General features: G+C 48.0%; 18 protein-coding genes and 1 riboswitch. Of the genes, 12 read left to right on the forward strand and 6 right to left on the reverse strand.

All coding sequences use genetic code 11. From position 1 onward, the window contains the following. Positions 1 to 12: 12 nt before the first annotated feature. Positions 13 to 1,152 (forward strand): glycerate kinase, encoded by a 1,140-nt coding sequence (locus tag B5066_RS05685; RefSeq protein WP_079474976.1) that lies wholly within the window; start codon positions 13 to 15, stop codon positions 1,150 to 1,152. A 47-nt stretch (positions 1,153 to 1,199) separates the two neighbouring features. Here B5066_RS05685 and cls read toward each other — a convergent pair whose 3' ends face one another. Further along, positions 1,200 to 2,657, reverse strand: a complete 1,458-nt coding sequence (cls, locus tag B5066_RS05690) for a cardiolipin synthase (RefSeq protein ID WP_079474977.1) — start codon at positions 2,655 to 2,657, stop codon at positions 1,200 to 1,202. Between the two features lie 244 nt (positions 2,658 to 2,901). On the opposite strand from cls, the gene coaW reads away from it, so the two are divergent. The 6 genes from coaW to thiE all read left to right on the forward strand — a co-directional run bounded on the left by coaW (position 2,902) and on the right by thiE (position 10,265). After that, entirely contained in the window at positions 2,902 to 3,762 is an 861-nt protein-coding gene (gene coaW / locus B5066_RS05695; RefSeq protein ID WP_079474978.1) for a type II pantothenate kinase, read from the forward strand. A 5-nt stretch (positions 3,763 to 3,767) separates the two neighbouring features. Then, on the forward strand, positions 3,768 to 4,226 hold the full coding sequence (locus B5066_RS05700) for a MarR family winged helix-turn-helix transcriptional regulator (protein WP_179124039.1): 459 nt from the start codon (positions 3,768 to 3,770) through the stop codon (positions 4,224 to 4,226). Positions 4,227 to 4,357: 131 nt separating this feature from the next. Next, positions 4,358 to 7,732, forward strand: a complete 3,375-nt coding sequence (locus tag B5066_RS05705; RefSeq protein ID WP_079474980.1) for an efflux RND transporter permease subunit — start codon at positions 4,358 to 4,360, stop codon at positions 7,730 to 7,732. Between the two features lie 41 nt (positions 7,733 to 7,773). Beyond that, a riboswitch (TPP riboswitch) is annotated at positions 7,774 to 7,873 on the forward strand. Positions 7,874 to 7,969: 96 nt separating this feature from the next. Continuing rightward, the gene (thiD, locus tag B5066_RS05710) at positions 7,970 to 8,782 is read left to right on the forward strand and encodes a bifunctional hydroxymethylpyrimidine kinase/phosphomethylpyrimidine kinase (protein ID WP_079474981.1); all 813 of its coding nucleotides are present in this window, start codon (positions 7,970 to 7,972) and stop codon (positions 8,780 to 8,782) included. A gap of 16 nt (positions 8,783 to 8,798) precedes the next feature. Then, positions 8,799 to 9,602, forward strand: a complete 804-nt coding sequence (thiM, locus tag B5066_RS05715) for a hydroxyethylthiazole kinase (protein WP_079474982.1) — start codon at positions 8,799 to 8,801, stop codon at positions 9,600 to 9,602. A 9-nt stretch (positions 9,603 to 9,611) separates the two neighbouring features. Continuing rightward, positions 9,612 to 10,265: a thiamine phosphate synthase gene (gene thiE, locus B5066_RS05720; protein ID WP_244897350.1), complete on the forward strand. Its 654-nt coding sequence runs from the start codon at positions 9,612 to 9,614 to the stop codon at positions 10,263 to 10,265. 48 nt (positions 10,266 to 10,313) lie between these two features. On the opposite strand, the gene B5066_RS05725 is transcribed toward thiE, so the two are convergent. Both B5066_RS05725 and B5066_RS05730 read right to left on the reverse strand, forming a co-directional pair. Continuing rightward, positions 10,314 to 11,741 carry a four-carbon acid sugar kinase family protein gene (locus B5066_RS05725; RefSeq protein ID WP_244897351.1) on the reverse strand — a complete coding sequence of 476 codons (1,428 nt, stop codon included), beginning with the start codon at positions 11,739 to 11,741 and terminating at the stop codon, positions 10,314 to 10,316. Then, complete coding sequence (locus B5066_RS05730) at positions 11,738 to 12,631, reverse strand: NAD(P)-binding domain-containing protein (protein WP_079474984.1); 894 nt, start codon at positions 12,629 to 12,631, stop codon at positions 11,738 to 11,740. The genes B5066_RS05725 and B5066_RS05730 overlap by 4 nt, the downstream gene beginning before the upstream one ends. A 180-nt stretch (positions 12,632 to 12,811) precedes the next feature. Between B5066_RS05730 and B5066_RS05735 the strand changes: the two genes are divergently transcribed. Then, positions 12,812 to 13,414 (forward strand): GntR family transcriptional regulator, encoded by a 603-nt coding sequence (locus B5066_RS05735; RefSeq protein WP_079474985.1) that lies wholly within the window; start codon positions 12,812 to 12,814, stop codon positions 13,412 to 13,414. Between the two features lie 42 nt (positions 13,415 to 13,456). Here B5066_RS05735 and B5066_RS05740 read toward each other — a convergent pair whose 3' ends face one another. The 3 genes from B5066_RS05740 to thiT all read right to left on the reverse strand — a co-directional run bounded on the left by B5066_RS05740 (position 13,457) and on the right by thiT (position 15,842). After that, complete coding sequence (locus B5066_RS05740; protein ID WP_079474986.1) at positions 13,457 to 14,014, reverse strand: alpha/beta hydrolase; 558 nt, start codon at positions 14,012 to 14,014, stop codon at positions 13,457 to 13,459. 103 nt (positions 14,015 to 14,117) lie between these two features. Next, a complete protein-coding gene (locus B5066_RS05745) occupies positions 14,118 to 15,161 on the reverse strand; it encodes an oxidoreductase (protein ID WP_079474987.1) in 1,044 nt (347 codons plus the stop codon). A 120-nt stretch (positions 15,162 to 15,281) separates the two neighbouring features. Continuing rightward, positions 15,282 to 15,842: an energy-coupled thiamine transporter ThiT gene (thiT, locus tag B5066_RS05750; RefSeq protein WP_244897352.1), complete on the reverse strand. Its 561-nt coding sequence runs from the start codon at positions 15,840 to 15,842 to the stop codon at positions 15,282 to 15,284. A gap of 123 nt (positions 15,843 to 15,965) precedes the next feature. Here thiT and B5066_RS05755 point away from each other — a divergent pair, with 123 nt between their 5' ends. From B5066_RS05755 to B5066_RS05770, 4 genes are all read left to right on the forward strand, one after another. Next, positions 15,966 to 16,421, forward strand: coding sequence for a hypothetical protein (locus B5066_RS05755; RefSeq protein WP_079474988.1), 456 nt, complete (start codon positions 15,966 to 15,968; stop codon positions 16,419 to 16,421). 13 nt (positions 16,422 to 16,434) lie between these two features. Continuing rightward, complete coding sequence (locus tag B5066_RS05760; protein WP_079474989.1) at positions 16,435 to 16,785, forward strand: avidin-fold protein; 351 nt, start codon at positions 16,435 to 16,437, stop codon at positions 16,783 to 16,785. A 60-nt stretch (positions 16,786 to 16,845) separates the two neighbouring features. Then, positions 16,846 to 17,832: an aldo/keto reductase gene (locus B5066_RS05765; protein ID WP_079474990.1), complete on the forward strand. Its 987-nt coding sequence runs from the start codon at positions 16,846 to 16,848 to the stop codon at positions 17,830 to 17,832. A 303-nt stretch (positions 17,833 to 18,135) separates the two neighbouring features. After that, positions 18,136 to 19,923: a PTS mannitol transporter subunit IIBC gene (locus B5066_RS05770; protein ID WP_079474991.1), complete on the forward strand. Its 1,788-nt coding sequence runs from the start codon at positions 18,136 to 18,138 to the stop codon at positions 19,921 to 19,923. The last annotated feature ends 3 nt before the right edge of the window (positions 19,924 to 19,926 follow it).

Below are 19,926 nucleotides of genomic sequence, written 5' to 3' on the forward strand. Positions count from 1 at the left end.
GAGGAGACAGAAATGAAAGTAGTGATTGCGCCAGATTCATTCAAGGAAAGCATGACAGCCATGGAAGCTGCACAGGCAATTGAAAGAGGGTTTCGCCAGGGGATGGGAAACCCCGGAGCCCTTGTTACAGAGTTAATCCCCATGGCAGACGGCGGAGAAGGGACCACGCAGTCGCTTCGGGACGGCCTTGGCGGGGAAGTTCATGCAGTGGATGTGAGCGGGCCAGATGGAAGTGCTGTAAAGGCGGAATTTGTGTACATCCAGAAATCCCGCACCGCGGTTATTGAGATGGCAGAAGCCTCGGGTATCGGTCTGGTAACCAAAAAAAACAGGGAGCCTTTAACGGCCAGTTCTTATGGTACAGGGCAGATGATTTTGAAAGCACTGTATGAAGGAGCGGAACGTATTATTTTAGGTCTTGGGGGAAGCGCCACCAACGATGGAGGGGCCGGGATGGCTGCTGCGTTAGGCGTTCGTTTTCTGGATCAAAATGGAGAAGACATCGCCCCTGGTGGAGCAGCATTAAAACATCTGCACCGCATTGATGTGAGCGGCATCGACAAAAGAATTCATGAAGTAACCGTGCGTGCTGCCTGTGATGTTACAAATCCGCTGACAGGGCCGGAGGGAGCAAGTGCCGTCTATGGTCCGCAGAAGGGAGCGGAGCCGGAAGATGTTCAGGAGCTTGACGAAGCGCTTCGTATGTTTGGGGAAGTGATTGAACGGGATCTACATAAACCAGTGCTGCAGGAAAAAGGAGCCGGAGCTGCGGGAGGGCTTGGAGCCGGTGCGATAGCTTTTTTAAATGCTGCGCTTGAGCCCGGTATCGATATCGTGCTTGAAGAAAGCCGCTTTTCTGAGCGGAGTGCCGGAGCCTCTCTTGTAATTACCGGCGAAGGAAAAATCGATGCCCAGACGGTATTTGGCAAAACGCCTGTAGGCGTTGCGAAAGCGTCTCCGCCTGGAAGCACGGTGGTCGCTGTCGCAGGCCAGCTTGGCGATGGTTATGAAAAAGTCTATGAAGCTGGTATTGATGCTGCTTTCAGCATGGTGCCCGGCATTGTTTCACTGGACCAGGCAATGGAGGAAAGCATCCTTTATATGGAAAATTGGGCCCGGAGTCTCGGAGGCCTGTGGAAAACAAAAGCATAAGAAAGTCCGCTGCTTCTTTTTAGCGAGGCAGCGGACTTTTGCATTGTTTATAAAATTGGGGATAAGAGGTGGGACACTGCTTCTTTGATACGGATCCAGAGGGAGCGCTGCCGGTACGCCTCGAGAGTGAGCTCGGAGGAGTGTGTATCCATATCGTACAAAAAGGTATCGGTCAACTGCTTCGTCGTTTGCGCATGATAGATGAAAGCATTCACTTCAAAATTCAGCCGGAAGCTGCGCACATCGATATTGGCCGTACCAACCGAGCTGATTTCGTCGTCCACCATGATGGTCTTGGCGTGGATAAAACCATTGTTGTAAATATACACTCGTGCGCCGGCGCGGAGAACGATCCCGATGTGGGAATAGGTAGCCCAATACACAAAGGGATGGTCAGGCATGCTCGGAATCATAATACGCACATCGACTCCGGATAAAGAAGCAATCCGTATAGCATCCATCAGGCTCTCGTCCGGAATAAAATAAGGAGTCTGGATGTATACCGAGTGCTTGGCAGAGTTAATCATTTTGATATAGCCGTTTTTAATCTGCTCCCATTCCGAATCGGGTCCGCTGGATACAATCTGCATGCTGCACTCCCCAGGCTCTGCGAGGGTTGGAAAATAACGCTCTTCGTAATGAACTGGATTTCTGGAATTGGCCTGGTTCCAGTCCAGAATGAACCTGGTCTGTGCCGTTTTGACAGATTGCCCTTCCAGGCGCAAGTGAGTATCCCGCCAGTAGCCGAATTTTTTACTGAGCCCCAGGTATTCATCGCCGATATTGAAGCCGCCGACGTAGGAGGTTTTCCCGTCAATCACTACAATTTTCCGGTGGTTGCGGTAGTTGAGGCGTAAATTAATGATTGGCAGGCGCTTCGGAAAGAAAACAGCTACTTCCCCGCCGGCTGCTTCAAGCCCCGAGAGCTCTTTTTTCCGCATCTTTCTCGAGCCCATGTCGTCATAAAGAAGCCTGACGACAACCCCCTCTTCTGCCTTTTTTCTCAAAGCTTCAATAACACGGCGTCCCAGATTGTCACTTCGAAGAATGTAGTACTGCAAGTGGATATGATCCCGGGCCTTCTCAATATCCTTAATGAGGTTATCGAACTTCTCGTGGCCGTCAGTATACACCCGGACATCGTTTTCCTTCGTAAGTACAGAGCCGTCGTTTGCGAGCTGCATATAAATAAGGTCCCGGTGCTTTGAGGAAACGGAATCCGAAAATTGGAACGTTCCGTTGCGCAGGGTATGCATCTGCTCCTGAATCAGTTCTTCAATTCCGATCTTTTCAATGTCCGCCCAGTCAAACAGCCTTTTTCTGGTCAGGTTCTGCCCAAAGATTAAATAGAGCACAAACCCTAAAAAAGGGATGAAAAACAAAACCATAATCCAGGCCCAAATGGCGGTGGCATTCCGTTTTTCGATAAAGATAATAACGAAGGCGAAAAATAAATTAAAAATCGATAGTATTGCTAAAAAAATGGATATGATTTCGAACCCCATCTGCTTTCTCCATTCTTCCTCTATATAAAAAAGGAGGACCTTGTTAAATTTATGGATTGCTGCGTATTAGGCAGTACTACAATTTTAACAAAATTAGCGGCGCTGCGAAGCAGGAAACTGAGAATTTTGAGAAAAACAGGAAAGAGCGGTATGCTGCATCGTTTTCAATTCGCATAGAAGTAGGATAAAATACGAAGAGACGACAGAAGATATAACTATTTGAGTGCGGGACAGGGGGAGAAGAATGAAAAATGAAGTGGTTGGTATTGATGCAGGAGGTACGCTGATTAAAATTGCGTACCGTGTGAACGATGAGTGGGAACTGCAGAAAATCCCCTTGGCCGATATGGGGAAAGTGCGGACGTGGATTGAAGAGCGGGTCGACAATCCGGTCATTCATATAACGGGAGGAAAAGCGGAAACGCTGCGAAAGTCTCTGCCCTGGCCTACGGAGCCTATCAGTGAGTTTGAAGCTACCTGTAAAGGAGTGTCTTATCTGCGGAAGCGGTTCAATGAAAATGACCGTCACGAGAACACATATATTATCACAAACGTCGGGACGGGCACATCGATACATTTTGCCGGGCCGGAAGAATACGAACGTGTTGGTGGAAGTGGAATGGGAGGAGGCACACTTATCGGCCTCTCCTACCTTCTCACTGGTATTGATGCGTATGAAGACATACTGCGGCTTGGAAAAGAAGGAGACGGCCGCTCACTGAATGTGAAGGTGAAGGATATTTACACTGATGAAGAGCCGCCGATTTCCGGCGACCTTACGGCAAGCAATTTCGGAAATATTATGAACATGAGAAATAATAAATACGAAGATAAAGATTATATCGCCGCTGTCGTTCGTATGATTGGCGAGACGATTACGACGATGAGTGTGCAGATGGCTGACCGGCTGAACACTGATTCTATAGTGTATATTGGCTCCACCTTTGATAAACATGACCATTTAAAAGAAATTATCGGCGGCTATACGGAACTTCGCGGAAAAGCACCATGCTTTCTTCCGTACGGAGAATTCAGTGGAGCGGTAGGTGCCTACATGCATGAACAGCCGCAGGCTGCCTCAGAGAAAGCTGAAAGAAAAGGATGAATAAAATGAGCGAAATGGAAGCATGCACACACAGGGAGCTGTTTGAACAGGCGGTAAATACGCTTGAGAACATCAGCACACTGCTGCAGCCCGAGGTTCCGATGCTCGGAGAGCTGCATTTAACTACCCGCCAGGAGGCACTATTTTTTATGAATCTGCGGCACGAAGGCCTGACGCTGACAGAGATGGCCCATCGTCTGCGTATTTCAAAAAGCGCAGTAAGCCAGGCAATGAAACGTCTTGAAGAAGAAGACCTTCTGTACCGCGCTGCCAATAAAGAAAACAAAAGAGAAACCCAGCTCGTTTACGGGGCAAAAGGGCGGAAATTGAAGGAAGAATTGACAAATTTCCAACATTATATTGTGGACCAGTATATTTCGAAAATACCGCTTGAGGAATTAAAGCAGGCAAATCAGGTGATACACCGACTCGAGAAAGAAATTAACAACTCTTATAAGAAATAAAGGTAGCAGGCCGTTCATGCATCTTCATTGACGGAAGTCATCCAGTCGTTTAAGGTTATTCGTGTAGTTAAGTTACTTAACAGTTTAGGCACTGAACCATCGAAATATACATACCAATGGAGGAACGATGCATGAAAATTACCCGCACATCTATCCGGCGGCCGAAACTGACCATTGTCGGCATGATTTTATTTATCATGATGGGTTTCGTATCGCTGACGAATCTGCCCCTGCAGCTATTTCCGGAGATTGAACCGCCGGTCGCAGCTGTAGCGACAAACTATGAGGGAGCCGGACCGGAAGAAATTGAAAGCAGCGTTACGGAACCAATGGAAGAACAGCTCTCTACTATTGAAGGACTGGACCGGATGACCTCGCAGTCAGAGGAAGGCACAAGTCTTGTGCTGCTTGAATTATCTTGGAGCACGTCGGTGGAGGAAGTAGAGCAGGATATCAATAACGCCATGAATAATGCCAACCTGCCGGACGATGCCGGGGACCCTTCCTTTATCGAATTTGATCCCGACGCCCAGGGCATGATCCAAATGGCCGCTTATTCGGAAGGCAGTGGGCTGGCTGAAACGCAGAGCCAGGTAGAGGACATGGTAACCGAGCTTGAGCGGACGGAAGGGGTTGCAAGTGTTGACACAAGCGGCGGATTAAGCGAAGAATTTGAAATTTCGCTCGATCAGGGCTCACTGGAAGACAACAATGTAACCCAGTCTGACGTTGCCAGCGCTTTACAGGCAAATAATATCACGCAGCCAGGGGGCACTATAACCTCTGGAGACCGCACACTAACGACCCGCACCGTCAATGAATTGGGCGGGGTCGAAGATTTAGAGGAAGTGGCCGTCGGGCAGAATGAATCCGGTGATACGGTCACTGTGAGTGATGTAGGGGAAGTTGAACGGACCACTGAAGAGCAGACAGCCTACACCGAGGTGAATCAGGAAGACGGAATTCAGATGACGGTGCTGAAAGAGTCGGATGCCAATACGGCGCAGGTGTCTTCCGATTTTAACGAAACCCTCGACGATTTGCTTGAGGAAGACCAGTACAGCGACCTTGAAACGACGATTATTTACGACGAAGGTGAATACGTCCAGCAGTCCATAAACAGCGTAGCCCTGGCGTTAATTGCCGGTGGCGTGTTTGCCATGGTTGTGCTTTTCTTCTTCTTGAGAAACTTAACTACCCCGCTCATTATCGGTATTGCAATACCGTTTTCGGTAATTGTGACATTTGCATTTCTTTACTTTACCGATGTGAGCCTGAACTTAATGACAATGGGCGGCCTCGCCCTTGGAATTGGGATGCTTGTCGACAATGCGATTGTCGTTATTGAAAATATCTACAGGCATCTGTCAATGAAAAAACTCCCTAAACGGGCTGCTCTCGACGGTACAAAAGAAGTGGCCGGGGCGATTACGGCTTCGACACTGACGACAGTTGCCGTGTTTTTACCGATTGTCTTTATTTCCGGTATTGTTGGTGAGATATTTCAGGCCTTTGCCCTGTCAGTAGCCTTCAGTTTACTTGCGTCCCTTCTTGTAGCTGTAACGGTCGTTCCGATGATTGCAAGCCGGGTGCTGAAGCCCCTGCCGGAAGACCGGGAGCAAAAACGTGAAAAGTCCCGGCCAATGAGATTTCTGGACCGCTCGATCCGCTGGGTGCTTGGCCACCGGGCTGTCGCTCTGATCCTGACAATTCTCCTGCTTATTGGCGGCGCCGGAGGCATTGCCCAGACCGGGGTCAACTTTATTCCGACTACGGACCAGGGCTTTTTCACAATTGATGTTGAAAAAGAGAACGGCACCAATCTGGAGACCACGGGAGAGACAGTAGACGAAATTGAAAGTGTACTTGAAAATCAGGACGAGATCGCAAGCTATATGGCGGTTGTCGGTTCGGGCGGCAGCGGAGTTGCAGCCGGAGGCGGCGGCAGCTCCGGATCCAATGAAGCTTCTATTACAGTTACAATGGAAGACTTGGAAGACCGTGATATATCAACAGAAGAAATGATTGAAGAAATTGAATCCGATGTGGAAAATACGGACGAACAGGCTGACATTTCGCTTTCCTCTTCTGCGGCTATCGGCGGTGGGGAAGCAAATTCTGTAGAGTTTACGCTCTCCAATGAAAATGAAGAGAGGCTGGCTGAGGACGTAGAGGCTGTGCAGTCGGAGCTGGAGAGCGAGAACACCATTCGGAACGTAGAAACGTCGGATGAAGAAACTGCTCCGGAGATTCAGGTGCAGATCAATGAGGACGAAGCCCAGGACAATGGACTGACACCTGCTGAAATAGCTCAGACAGTGAACAGCACAACAAGCGGTGAAGTGGCGACGACGATTCAGACGGATAATGAAGGGCCACTAAACGTCAACGTGCAGTATGCGGAGGATTCCCTGGAAAATCAGGAAGATCTTGAAAACCTGCAGCTTTCTACTCCGCAGGGGGACTATATTAGTTTAAGCGATGTGGCCACGATTGAAGAAGGTCAGGGGCCGGCAGTCATTAACCGGCTCGATCAGGAGCGGAGTACGGAATTTACCGTTACGTATGGCACTGGAACGAGCTTGAATGAAACCTCGACGCTCATTGAAGATACGATTGACGACGTTGATACCGGTGCAGCGACGAGCTTAAATTTCTCCGGCGAACAGGAACTGCTCAATGATAGTATTCAGAGTCTTGTGTTTGCCTTCCTGCTGGCCGTTGTGTTCATTTATCTCGTGATGGCCGGTCAGTTTGAGTCATTTAAATATCCATTTGTGGTAATGTTCAGCGTACCACTGGTTGTCATCGGGGTAATGCTTGGCCTGTTTGCCACTCAGACACCGCTAAGTATTACCGTGTTCATCGGTTTGATTGTGCTTGCAGGTATCGTTGTAAACAACGCTATCGTGCTCGTGGATTATACGAATCAACTCGTGGAACGGGGCATGCCGGTAAGAGAGGCAGTAATTGAATCCGTGAAAAAACGGTCACGCCCAATCTTAATGACGGCCTTTACGACGATTCTTGGTGTGCTTCCGCTTGCCCTTGGATTTGGAGAAGGTTCGGAAATCCAACAGCCGATGGGTATTGCGGTCATCGGTGGTTTGATCAGCAGTACATTCCTTACTCTCTTTATCATTCCGACGATTTATACGCTGTTTACAAAAGAAACTCGAAGTATGAATAAGAAATTCGCCATGCCGGACGGAGGTTATATGTACGGCTGGGAAGTAGAAGAACGGCGTAAGGAACGGGAGAAGAAAGAGCAGGAAGAGCGAGAAGCTGAAAAACAACATGCCGAAGAAGAACCACCAAAGGATGAAAATACAGAAGATAGCCGGGAACCGGAGAAAGTAGAAGATAAAAAGCGTGAGGATTTGTCGCGGGATGAAATTCTTCATCTTCTCGAACGTATTGTCGGTAACTCGGATAAACAGGAACGAAGCCGTTCCTCCAATGATCAGGACCACAACAAAAATACCAGCGATGATGAAAAAAATTGACATTAGGACTAGGTGTCACGTACGATTAAGAAAAATAGTAAGGAATCCGCTAGGGGCGCTTGCGCTGAGACAAGAACGATTCTTGGTCCCTTTGAACCTGATCTGGGTAGTACCAGCGTAGGGAAGTGGAGCTTCGTTTTATACTACACGTACGTATATGCCAAAGCTCACTCCCTCTTCAAGGGAGTGAGCTTTTTTTGAACCTGGGCAGGATTCCTGTAAAGGAGGATGTAACGTATGCCACAAGTACCGAAAGTATTAACAATTGCCGGCACAGACCCTACCGGCGGGGCTGGCATTCAGGCTGATCTGAAAACATTCCAGGAGTGCGAGGCTTATGGGATGTCTGCTATAACGAGCGTACTTGCACAGAATACGACCGGCGTTCAGCAGGTGGAACACATGAGCCTTGAGCTGCTTCAGGCCCAGCTGGATTCCGTATTTGATGACATCATGCCGGACGCGATCAAAACCGGTATGATTGCAACACCGGCAATGATTCGGACCACGGTGAATATGCTGAAAAAACACGAACTGCCGGTGGTCATCGACCCCGTGATGGTTGCCACAAGCGGAGACTCCCTGGCTGAGGAAGAAACACTCGAAGTGATGAAGCGTGAATTCCTCCCTACGGCGGCGGTCGTTACGCCGAATATGGCGGAAGCAGCAAATCTGACAGATCTTCCGGTGCACACCCTTGAAGACATGGAAGCAGCAGCAAAGAAAATCGTCGATGAGTTAGGGGCCCGGGCAGCACTTGTTAAAGGCGGCCATATGAAAGAAGACGCGGTCGATATTTTGTATGTTGATGGAGATATTCATTATTTTCGCTCCCCCCGGACGGATACGAAGCACACGCACGGGACCGGCTGTACTTTATCAGCCGCGATTGCAGCGAAGCTTGCAAGAGGCAAGTCTATTTATTTAGCCGTGCAGGAAAGCAAAGAATATATTACAAATGCAATTTCGAATTCCCTTGAAATCGGTAAAGGCAACGGCCCCGTTAATCACTGGGGCGCGCGTGTGCCACTCGATCAACTATTAAAATAAAAAGTGAGGGATTGGCATGAAAGCAAAAGAAGTTATACAACTGCTCGAGGAAGTAAGGAAAACGCGCCCGCTGATTCATAATATTACGAACACGGTAGTAACCAATTTCACTGCAAACGGGCTGCTCTCCATGGGAGTCTCCCCGGTAATGGCAAATGCACCGGAGGAAGCAGCAGAAATGGCCAAGGCGGCGAATGCCCTCGTGATCAATATTGGCACACTGAACCGTGAACAGGTGAAGGCAATGCGGATGGCCGGCATAGCGGCAAATGAAAAAGGCATTCCCGTTGTTCTGGACCCAGTAGGAGCAGGAGCTACTGCTTACCGAACAGAAACGGCACTTGCTCTTCTCGAAGAACTGGATGTGGCACTGATCCGGGCTAATGCGGGAGAAATGGCTGCATTGCTTGGTGAAAGTGGAACTGTCCAGGGTGTGGATGCCTCGGGGGAAGCAGATAATTCGAAGATTGCCAAAGAAGCTTCAAGAAGATTTGAAGCAATAGCAGCCGTTACCGGCGTAGAGGACGCGGTGGCCCATCAGGGAGAGGTATTTATCGTACAGAATGGGCATACGCTGCTCACGAAAGTTACCGGTACCGGCTGCCTTCTCAGCTCCGTCGCAGCTTCATTTTTAACCGTGCAGCATTCTGCTGGAGCGGTGGCAGCAGCGCTTGCCTATTACGGTGCGGCAGCGGAAATCGCAGGCAGTTTAACGACAAGAGAAGGCCCGGGCTCGTTTCAAATTGAATTATTAAACGCTCTTCACGCAACGCAGGAAATGGATCTGCGCCACTATATTCGCGTCAAACAGGAATCGTAGGAGGACGGAATGATGGAGAAGCAGATGCTGAAGCTGTACTTTATTATGGGAAGCAACAATACGGGCGGCCGGGAGCCGGAACAGGTACTGCAGGAAGCTCTTCAGGGCGGCATTACCTGCTTTCAGTTTCGTGAAAAGGGAAAGGGCGCCCTGCCTGAAGAAGAAAAATGGAAGCTCGGTCGAAAATTGAAGGCGAAGTGTGCCGAATTTCATGTGCCATTTATTGTTAACGATGATGTGGACATGGCGATCCGGCTCGAAGCAAACGGGATCCATATCGGACAGGAGGATGATCCGGCTTCCAAAGTCAAGGAACGCTGTCCCTCGCGGATGGTGATCGGAGTATCCGTGCGCACTATTGAAGAAGCGCACCAGGCCGCAGCGGACGGTGCGGATTATCTTGGGGTAGGACCGATGTTTGCGACGGACACTAAAGAAGACGCCAAAGCCCCGGTGGGCCTTGAAGGCATCCGCCGGCTCCGGGCGGAAGGAATTACGCTCCCGATTGTAGGAATCGGCGGCATCGATGTCTCAAATGCTGCTGAGATTGTGGAAGCGGGGGCTGACGGAGTATCACTGATTTCTGCCATCAGCCTGGCAGACGCACCGGAGGAGGCGGCGAGAAATCTGCGGAGCCGATTGGACGGAGTTTCTGGAAGATAAACCAAATAAAGCACCGGCGGGCCTGTCTAAACTTCCGCCGGTGCTTTTTTATATTTGCCCCTGTAAGGTTTGTACCACATGCTTTAGCGTAGCCTGCTCCCCTACGTTTCCCGGGAAGATTACATACGGAATGTCCGGAAACCGGCTTTTGTCGTCTGTCTGCCAGACGGGCACGCCAGGGGCGATCTGCCCGAGAACTTCTGCTTTTTTTACGAGCAGGCCCTTCGTTCCCACGTCGCTTGACGTAATGCCGCCTTTAGCGACCACAAACGCCGGCTGATGAGCAGCATTTTTTACAAAATTTGTTACAGCATCGGATATTTTTACGGACAGTGCCAGTTCTTCCTCTTTTCTGTGCTCCCCTAAATCAAGGCGTTCCCGGGAAGTGTAGACGCAAACCGTAGTTCCCTGTGTGATAGAGTCATCCACTATTTGTTGAACACGGCGGGTTTCCGCCTGAAACGATTCCTCGGCCAGCACTGAAGAGCATTGAAATTCCACAAATTGTATATTAGTTAATTGCTGCAGGACTTCGAGCTGTTCTGTGGATTTTTTAACATGGGAACCAATAATAATCAGGCCGCCATTGTCACTCTCCTCACGAAAGAGACCATTCGCGTCTAAATAAGGTTTGCGGGTGATTCCGCCAATTTCTTTTGTAAACGTGGCGGCTGTCCGGAATAAAAAGCTTTTCCTGTTTTGAACGGCACGAAACAGGGAAGTGCAGAAGACTTTAACATCCGTTTCACTGACAGCGTTCACGACAATCTTCTGGAATGCAGATGCCTCTTCGAGTTTAGCCTCGATCGCTTCGAAGTCCAGAGCCCGGAGCTCATCGATAGAAATAGAAATAACGTCTTCCTTTTTGTACCTTCCATTCGTTTTTTCTTCGATATACTCGCCTAAGTGGCTCGAAACAAATCCAAACATCCGGTCTTTGGCAAATTCTGTGTCTGCCACGGGTACAAATGCTTCTCCCTGCTGAATATAGTGCACGTCGCCCACAGTACGGCGATTGCCCTGTTCAAAAAAGGGAAGAAGGACTTCTCCGTCGACCGTATTTCCTGTCTGTGCTTCAAGGGTGTCTTTTAATACCTCTGTTTCGAGTGGATAGTGCCCCCGAAGAGTGGAATCGCCCCGGCTGATCAGCAGAAACGGGTGGTTTTTTTCTTCAGAGACACGCGCTATACGCTCTGCGATGTCCGTGTGCACTTTAATAGTTTCGGCTTCAGAGAAAGAGCGTGAATTTGTAAGAATGAACACCAGCTGTCGTTCGTCATCAAACGCTTCACGGATAGTTGACTCCTCCCAGTCTGTATACACTGGCACGCCGTGAACTGTCTGCACACCTGTCGGATCATCGTCGAGGGAAATAATTTTGTGAGGCATATTTCTGGCCGCTTCCGTAAAGAAAGCATCGACATTATTTTCATCATACGCAGGCAAAGAGTTAATATAATTACTTATCTGTGTCACCTGTGTTTACCTCCTTGTGGTACAGTGTAGTTCGCAAGCATTTCGTAGTGCTGGAGTACGCCGCTGTGATCGTCGGACTTTTTGCCATGAGCAACCATGGATTCATACATTTCAGCCACGTCGGAGGCAAGCGGCAGCGGAACCCCCAGCGATTTGCCTGTTTGAAGTACATTGGACAGGTCCTTTAAATTAATATCAATTCGTCCGCCTGCGGTAAAGTCCCGTTCAAGAATCTTCGGTATTTTTGCGTCAAGGACACTGCTTCCGGCTAAACCATTGCGGATAGCTTCGTATACTTTATCAATATCCGCCCCTGCTTTAGAGGCGAGGAGCACTGCCTCCGACATGGCAGCCATCGTCACATTTACTAATATTTGATTAGCAAGCTTCGTTGTCGATCCGGAGCCGACTTCGCCAACATGGGTGACATCTGTTCCCACAGCACGCAGAACCGGGTAAGCAGCAGCAAAGGAGTGATCATCCCCGCCGGCCATGATGGAGAGCGTCCCATCTATCGCTTTTGGTTCGCCGCCGCTTACCGGGGCATCCAGAAAGGCTGCTTCTTTTTCCGCAAGCTTCTCCGCCCAACGTTTGGAATCCACTGGAGATACGGAGCTCATATCAATAACTATTGCCCCTTTTTTTATGACCGGGAGGATATCCTTTATTATTACTTCATCGAGTATGGCTGTTGTCGGAAGCATCGTAATAATAATGTCGCTGTCTTTGGCTGCTTCCCCGGCAGCATCGACGGATTCCCCTCCTGCTTCTGTCACCCGTTTTTTGGCTGAAGGCTGAATATCAAAAGCTTTCAGCGCGAACCCAGCCTTCAAAAGGTTTTCGGCCATTGGTGCTCCCATAATACCTAAACCAATTTGTCCAATATTCATATAATGTCGCTCCTTCGATTAGATAATTGGGTAAAAACTTATTTTTAAATGATAGGCTTTCAATAAATATTATTGTACACATTATTTATATTTATGTATACATCAACTAATTAGCTGTTTTATTTATCAGGAAATAGGTATAATAATGACAGAGATTTTCGAAGAAAGAGGGACGACACAATGAAGCAGTACACCGCCTCGGATGCAGCATATGAAAAAATCAGGGATGCCATATTTGAGGAAAAATATGAACGTGGGGAAAAATTAACAGAGGTAAAGCTTGCGGACGAACTGGGGGTCAGCCGGACGCCGGTGAGAGACGCCATGCGCAAGCTTGAAGAGGAAGGATTAATTAAAGATAAACGCGTCATCAATCCAACCATTAAAGATTTGATGAACACGTTTGATGTGCGGATGTTACTTGAAGGTTATGCTGTCCGCCAGGCTGCCCGTTATATGGGCCCTGATCAGATTGAAGATCTGCAGCAATGCGTGGAGGCTGCTAAAAGGGGAAAAACTGAGGAAATTATGGAAGCAAACAAAGAATTCCATGACATTATTGTCAAAGCAAGTAACAATGATGTCTTAATCGACACGATCGACCGGATGCAGTCGGTTATTTTTCTTTTTCGCCGAACAGTGGTGTATCATCAGAGGCCGCGCCTGATTGAAGAACACGAGGCAATACTGGAAGCGATCCGAAATCACGAAGAAGAACAGGCAGAGTGGTTAATGAAGAGTCACTTGAAGAAGGACCTGGATTTTTCCATTCACTCATGGTGATGCTAAGATTTTAGAATCTGGAAGACAAAGGGATTAAAAAAGCTAAAGCTGCAGGCTTCTAACGTCTTTCATAAGTATCGGAAGCCCCTTCGAAAATAAATGATCCTCGCCCGGAAGAATACGCTGTATGCTCTGGGGAAGCTTTCGTGCATAAGCCTGGTGATGGGAGAAGGGGACCACGTTGTCCCTAAAGCTGTGATAAAGAAAAATATAGGGAAGGGCAGGAAGAGCCTTTTCAAAATCTGCATGAAGTGTGAAATTCTCCAGCTGCCACTCCGGACTCCGGCCCCAAAAAGGAGAGGCAATAATAAACAATCCTGAAACTGTACAAGATAACGATTCTTCTGAAAGATATTTCAATAACGCAGATCCTCCGAGAGAGTGTCCAATTAACAGTACCTCACCGCTGAGTCTCGGCAGCGCTAAGCTGATCTGTTTTTTCCACAGGACATATTGTGGGTTTTCCGGGGCAGGCATAGACGGGTGGAAGAAATGAACATCTTTGCTAAGCTCTTTCTGCAAATAAAAAGAAAGGCCGCTGCTTCCCTGATCTGGCCCCTGTGGCCCTGCACTGTGAATGAACAAAGCATGTTTTTTCACCGTAATTACTCCCTTATTTGTTATTTTTTCGCCAAGAATAAAAATCTCTCCTTCGATCAGGCGGGGGCTGCAGGGCGATCGAAAGAGAGATTACGAATGTATTTTAATTGTTAAATGAAACCGAAAGCACGCGTTTTTCCCAATTGCTTTTTTCGGCAAGTTCAAGCAGGCGGATGACTCTGCCCGCTTCAATAGCTGGAACGGGATTTTTGCGGTCTTTTGTAATGGCTTGAGCCAGTTTTTCATAATAGGTTTCATAAGAACCCGCATGCGTAGGTATTTTTTCCGTTCCGCCATAGGCATCGGTAAACGTACCGTAATAAGCTTCTTCGTCAAGAGCCCACCCCGGGTCTCCAGGCTTTTTGCCATTCATCAGCATTTCCTCCTGAGGATCGGCCCCGTATTTCACGAAGCTGCCTTTTGTGCCGTGTACAATATACCGTGGCACTTCTCCGGCTGCCAGAAAACTGGACTGTAGAATAACCCGTTGGTTGGGGTAACCGAGAATGGCATGAAAATAATCGGTATTATTCATGTTCGGCCGCTGCGTTTCCAAATCCGCAAATATAGTTTCCGGCATACCAAACAGTTCAAGCGCCTGATCAATAAAATGGGCGCCTAAATCAAACCAGGTCCCTGATCCAGGGAGATCCTGTTCGCGCCAGAGGCCTTCCACTTCCGGGGCATAATCGTTCCAGGTGCCCTGAAAAGTATGGATGTCGCCGAGTGCTCCTGCCTCCATTAAAGAGCGGATCGTTAGGAAATCGCCGTCCCAGCGGCGGTTATGGTAAACACTCAAAACAACATCATTTGCTTCGGCAAGTTTAGTAAGCTCTACGGCTTCCTCATATGTAGGTACGAAGGGCTTTTCGAGTACAACGTGCTTGCCGTTTTCAATCGCCGCTTTAGCCAAGGGGAAATGTGTCGTGTTTGGGCTTGTAATGATAACAAGATCAATATCCTCCCGGCGGCAGGCTTCCTCAGCTTCTGAGGTAACTTCAACATCGGGAAGCCGTTCATGTACTTTTTCTGCGCTGGAGGATGATACAAGACGAATATCAAAATGATCGCTTTTTTCGATAATAGGTGTGTGAAATACTGAGCCTGAAAAACCAAAAGCGATAATTGCCGTATTGATTGCCTGCATGAATGACGACCTCCTCAAAAGTTATTAATAAACTTTTCCCTTCCGTCCTGAAAAGGAAACGTCGCCGTATAGAAAAAGCGGCAGTTCGCCTGCCGCTTTAAAATAGTTCGTATAAGCATGTTATTTCCATTTTGGCTGATCGAAAAATTTCGGACGGTATTTTGCGATAACAAACAGAATAATAACTGTAATGATAGTCTGTGGAATCAAATATGAAGCGTTGTAAAGTGCCGAGTACGCCACGACAGGCGTTCCCTCCGGTGCATAGCTTCCAAACCAAATAACGCCCGATACAAAATGGTCAATGTACCGCAGCAGGGCTCCAAAAACAATGCCGATAAGCATCAGAAGATACGGGATGCGCTCCCGGAATACAGCGTGGGTCGTAAAAATTGCAGCAAAGCCGAGCACCGTATAGGCGATCGGATATTCAAGTACAAGCTGAACAGGATGGACGATTGTCGCTCCCTGCAAAAGCTGAAGCATTCCAGCCAGAAAACCGGTGGCAAGCCCCGCTTTCCAGCCACGGCGGAAAGCCATCAAAAAAATAGGAACCATAATAAAAGAAATCGAACCGCCAGCGAGCCACGGTCCGCCGAATTCAAGAAATCCTAAAATAAAAGAGAGCGCGGCCATGAATGCTGTTTCTATCATAATTGCTAAACGTTTACCCCTCTCCAACAATGAACACCTCCCTAGAAATTACCGATACTATCTTAGCATAATAGGAAAAAGAAAGAAACGCCAAGCGAGGGGGGTTGTCTGATATAATATGAAACAAGGAAAAAACAGGGAGAGGGTTGCATGGACACATCGACAGATATGCTGAAGGAGTATTTGAAGGGAAGCGGCGCGGCATGTACAGTGACCCTTCTGTTGTTCATTTTTTATACTATTATATTGGGAGAGGTACAGCTGTTTCCCAATCTGGCCTTTTTACTGGCGGTATGTACGTACCTTGGTTCCACGGTTGGGGTTTTGCTGCTGAAGCTCGTGGAGTCGTACCAGTATCATATTCTGTATCCAATTCTGGGTACGTTTTTTTTCGGTTTTCTTGGCATTTTTTACGGAGTGTCGATTATTTACGCATACCAGCTGGACGGCTTTTTTGTGGTTGTGACAATGGCGTCGTCCATGTCATTTTTCGTATCCCAGTTTGTCCAGGCACAGACGCTTGCCTGGATCATGGCAGGCTCAGGTCCGTTCTTTTTGGCGGTCATTATGTTTTCAAATCAGTTGGCCCGTTCGCTCGGGCAGTAGAGGAGGAAAAACAGTGAACTATCATGGCAGAAAGTTTGCAGGTGTAGAGAACAGCAGTGGCGGGGAAGTGTCGGGGCAGACCGTGTTTCATTACGAGCAGGAAGGATCAGTGCTGCGGGCACATTATTCTGGAGGCGAAGTCGTATCCGGTGTTTTAATTGGAAAAGTGTACGACAATGGTGATCTGGAATTTCGCTATAACCATGTTAACGATGACTGGAGCATCCGGGGCGGAAAATGTTACTCAAGGCCGGAAATGCTGGAAGACGGACGAATCCGCCTGCACGAACAGTGGCAGTGGCAGGATGAAAGCAGCGAAAAGGGCACGTCTATCGTAGAGGAAGTAACAAACGAAACGGTTTAAAGTGTTTGCCCAGGAGGAAAAGGAAGTCTGACTACACAGCATATAAAGGAGACTTTCAATATGGAACATACTTCCATTGGCGGTACGAGCCTGCAACCGTCCCGGATAGGGCTCGGCACTTGGGCGATTGGCGGCACTCAGTGGGGTGGAACGGATGAACAGCAGTCAATTGAAACAATACATGCAGCGCTTGATAAAGGCATCACCCTTGTAGATACGGCTCCTGCTTACGGGTTCGGGGAATCAGAGAAAATTGTCGGAAAAGCGTTAAAGCAGGATAATAAACGTCAAAACGTCGTACTGTCAAGCAAGTGCGCGATGAACTGGAATGATGAGGGCATGTTCCGGGACGGCACAGCCGCCCGGATCCAACGCGAAATTGATGATTCCCTGCAGCGGCTGCAGACAGATCATATTGATATTTACCATGTGCACTGGCCGGACCCCAAAGCAGATATGTCTGAAACGGCAGGGGCGATGAAAGAAATACTCAACGCCGGGAAAATTCGGGCAATAGCGGTCAGTAATTTCACTGTTGCCCAGCTCGAAGAATTTCAAAAAACAGCGCCGGTTCATGTTATCCAGCCGCCGTATAATATTTTTGAACGGGGCATTGAAGAAGATCTTCTTCCATATGCTGAAAAACAGGATATTTCCACGCTTTTGTATGGATCACTGTGTCGCGGGTTATTAAGCGGAAAAATGTCGGAAAACACTACTTTTGAAGGCGATGACCTCCGCAACGGGGACCCGAAATTCCAGGAGGACCGTTTTCCGCAGTACATTGCGGCGGTAAATGAACTCGACCAATACGTTCAGAACAAATACGACAAGCGTGTGATTCATTTAGCTGTCCGCTGGGTGCTCGATCAGCCTGGAACAAGTACAGCCCTGTGGGGAGGCCGTCGTCCGGACCAGATGAACGGCATTGAGGAAATTATGAACTGGCAGCTCGACCAGACGGATATGAAAGCCGTGAACGAAATCGTGGATAAGCATGTAAAAGACCCGGTAGGGCCGGAATTTATGGCCCCGCCGACTAGATAAAAAATGAAAATGCTGCGCTTAGGCGCGGTATTTTTTATGAAATTAAAGAACTATGAGAAGAAGACAGCGCCAAGTGCCCAAATAAAACAGAAAATTTTGAGTGACGGAGGCTGGCAGGCTTGCTTGTTTAATCATGTCAACATTGATTCTGTCGTATTTGTGTTTTCCTTTAATTGTGTTTCCGCAGCAATTCCCATAAAATAAGGATGTAAGCGAATACTAAAATCAAATGGTCCATATTTCATCCAGAATTTATTTCATTATTGTCATTAATATATTTGGGCCTGAAAAGGGGGAAACACAATGAGTGCATCAACAGAAAGTGCACCGCAGAAAAAAAGCATCCGCTCAAGGATTCAAAAGTTCGGCAGCTTTTTAAGCAGCATGATCATGCCGAACATCGGTGCTTTTATTGCATGGGGACTGATCACGGCATTGTTTATCGAATCGGGGTGGACGCCCAACGAAAATTTAGCTGTACTCGTCGATCCAATGATTGTTTATATGCTACCATTGCTAATTGGTTATACCGGCGGGAAAATTGTTCATGATGTACGTGGAGGAGTTGTAGGAGCTGTTGCCACCATTGGTGTCATAGCTGGTGCTGATATTCCTATGTTCCTAGGGGCGATGGCGATGGGCCCTCTTGGCGGTATTACTATTAAAGGATTCGATAAGCTGGTCGAAGGAAAAATCCGCCAGGGATTTGAAATGTTAGTGAATAATTTTTCAGCAGGTATTATAGGCTTTGGACTTTCTATTTTAGGATTACTTGCTGTTAGCCCTATCGTTCAAGGATTGACCACAATTTTAAATGGTGCAGTAGATTTTTTAATTAACACAGGCCTTCTGCCATTAACCAGTATTATTATTGAGCCGGCGAAGGTGTTGTTTTTGAACAATGCTATCAACCACGGAGTGCTAAGTCCTATCGCGGCAGAACAGGTTGCTTCTACTGGAAAATCAATCTTATATCTGCTTGAACCGAATCCGGGCCCTGGTTTAGGTATTTTGCTTGCGTTTGCAATATTTGGGGCTGGAGTATCGAAGGCTTCTGCGCCAGGTGCCATAATTATCCAATTCTTTGGCGGTATTCATGAAATTTATTTCCCGTACGTCCTGTCGAAACCTTTAACTATCCTTGCAGTTATAGCTGGAGGAATGACTGGAGTATTTACATTTTCACTATTTAATGTAGGGCTTACAAGTGTTCCGTCACCAGGAAGTATTTTTCTAGTGGCTGGCTTTGCGGCTCCCGGCGATCTTGTTGGGGTTTTAAGCGGGGTTTTTCTTTCAGCATTGGTTTCATTTGTAGTAGCTTCAATTATTCTTAAGTTCAGCTCCAATACAGGAGAAACACTTGAAGAATCCACAGCGAAAATGGAAAGCATGAAAGGCAAGAAAAGCTCGGCAGCGTCCGCACTTCATTCCAATGCGGAAACAGCTGAAGCTTCTGAAGCTGGAACTGGCGCTTATTTAAACAAAGATGTTAACAAAATTGTCTTTGCCTGCGATGCCGGCATGGGCTCGAGCGCCATGGGAGCCTCGGTCATGAAGGATAAGGTGAAAAAGGCCGGGCTTGATATCGGCGTAACGAACACGTCGATCTCAAACATTCCGGACGACGCTGACCTGATCATTACGCACAAGGATTTGACCGAACGGGCGCGGCAGAAACGGCCGGACGCTGAACACGTATCGGTGGAAAACTTCCTTGGAAGCGACAAGTATGATGAAGTAGTCGAAGACCTGAAGCAGAAAAAAGGCGTGGAGGAAAGCTCCTCGGCTGGAGCGGCGACAGCGAAAGCTCCAGTTAACAAAATTATCTTTGCCTGCGACGCGGGTATGGGTTCGAGCGCCATGGGGGCTTCGGTCATGAAGGACAAGGTGAAAAAAGCCGGACTCGACATTAGTGTATCGAACACCTCGATTTCCAACATTCCAGACGATGCGGATCTGATTATCACGCACAAGGATTTGACCGAACGGGCGCGGCAGAAACGGCCGGACGCTGAACACGTATCGGTGGAAAATTTCCTTGGAAGCGACAAGTACGATGAAGTAGTCGAAGATCTGAAAACAAGAGAATAAGGA

Origin of the sequence: Marinococcus halophilus (assembly GCF_900166605.1) — a bacterium.
Lineage (GTDB): Bacteria > Bacillota > Bacilli > Bacillales > Marinococcaceae > Marinococcus > Marinococcus halophilus.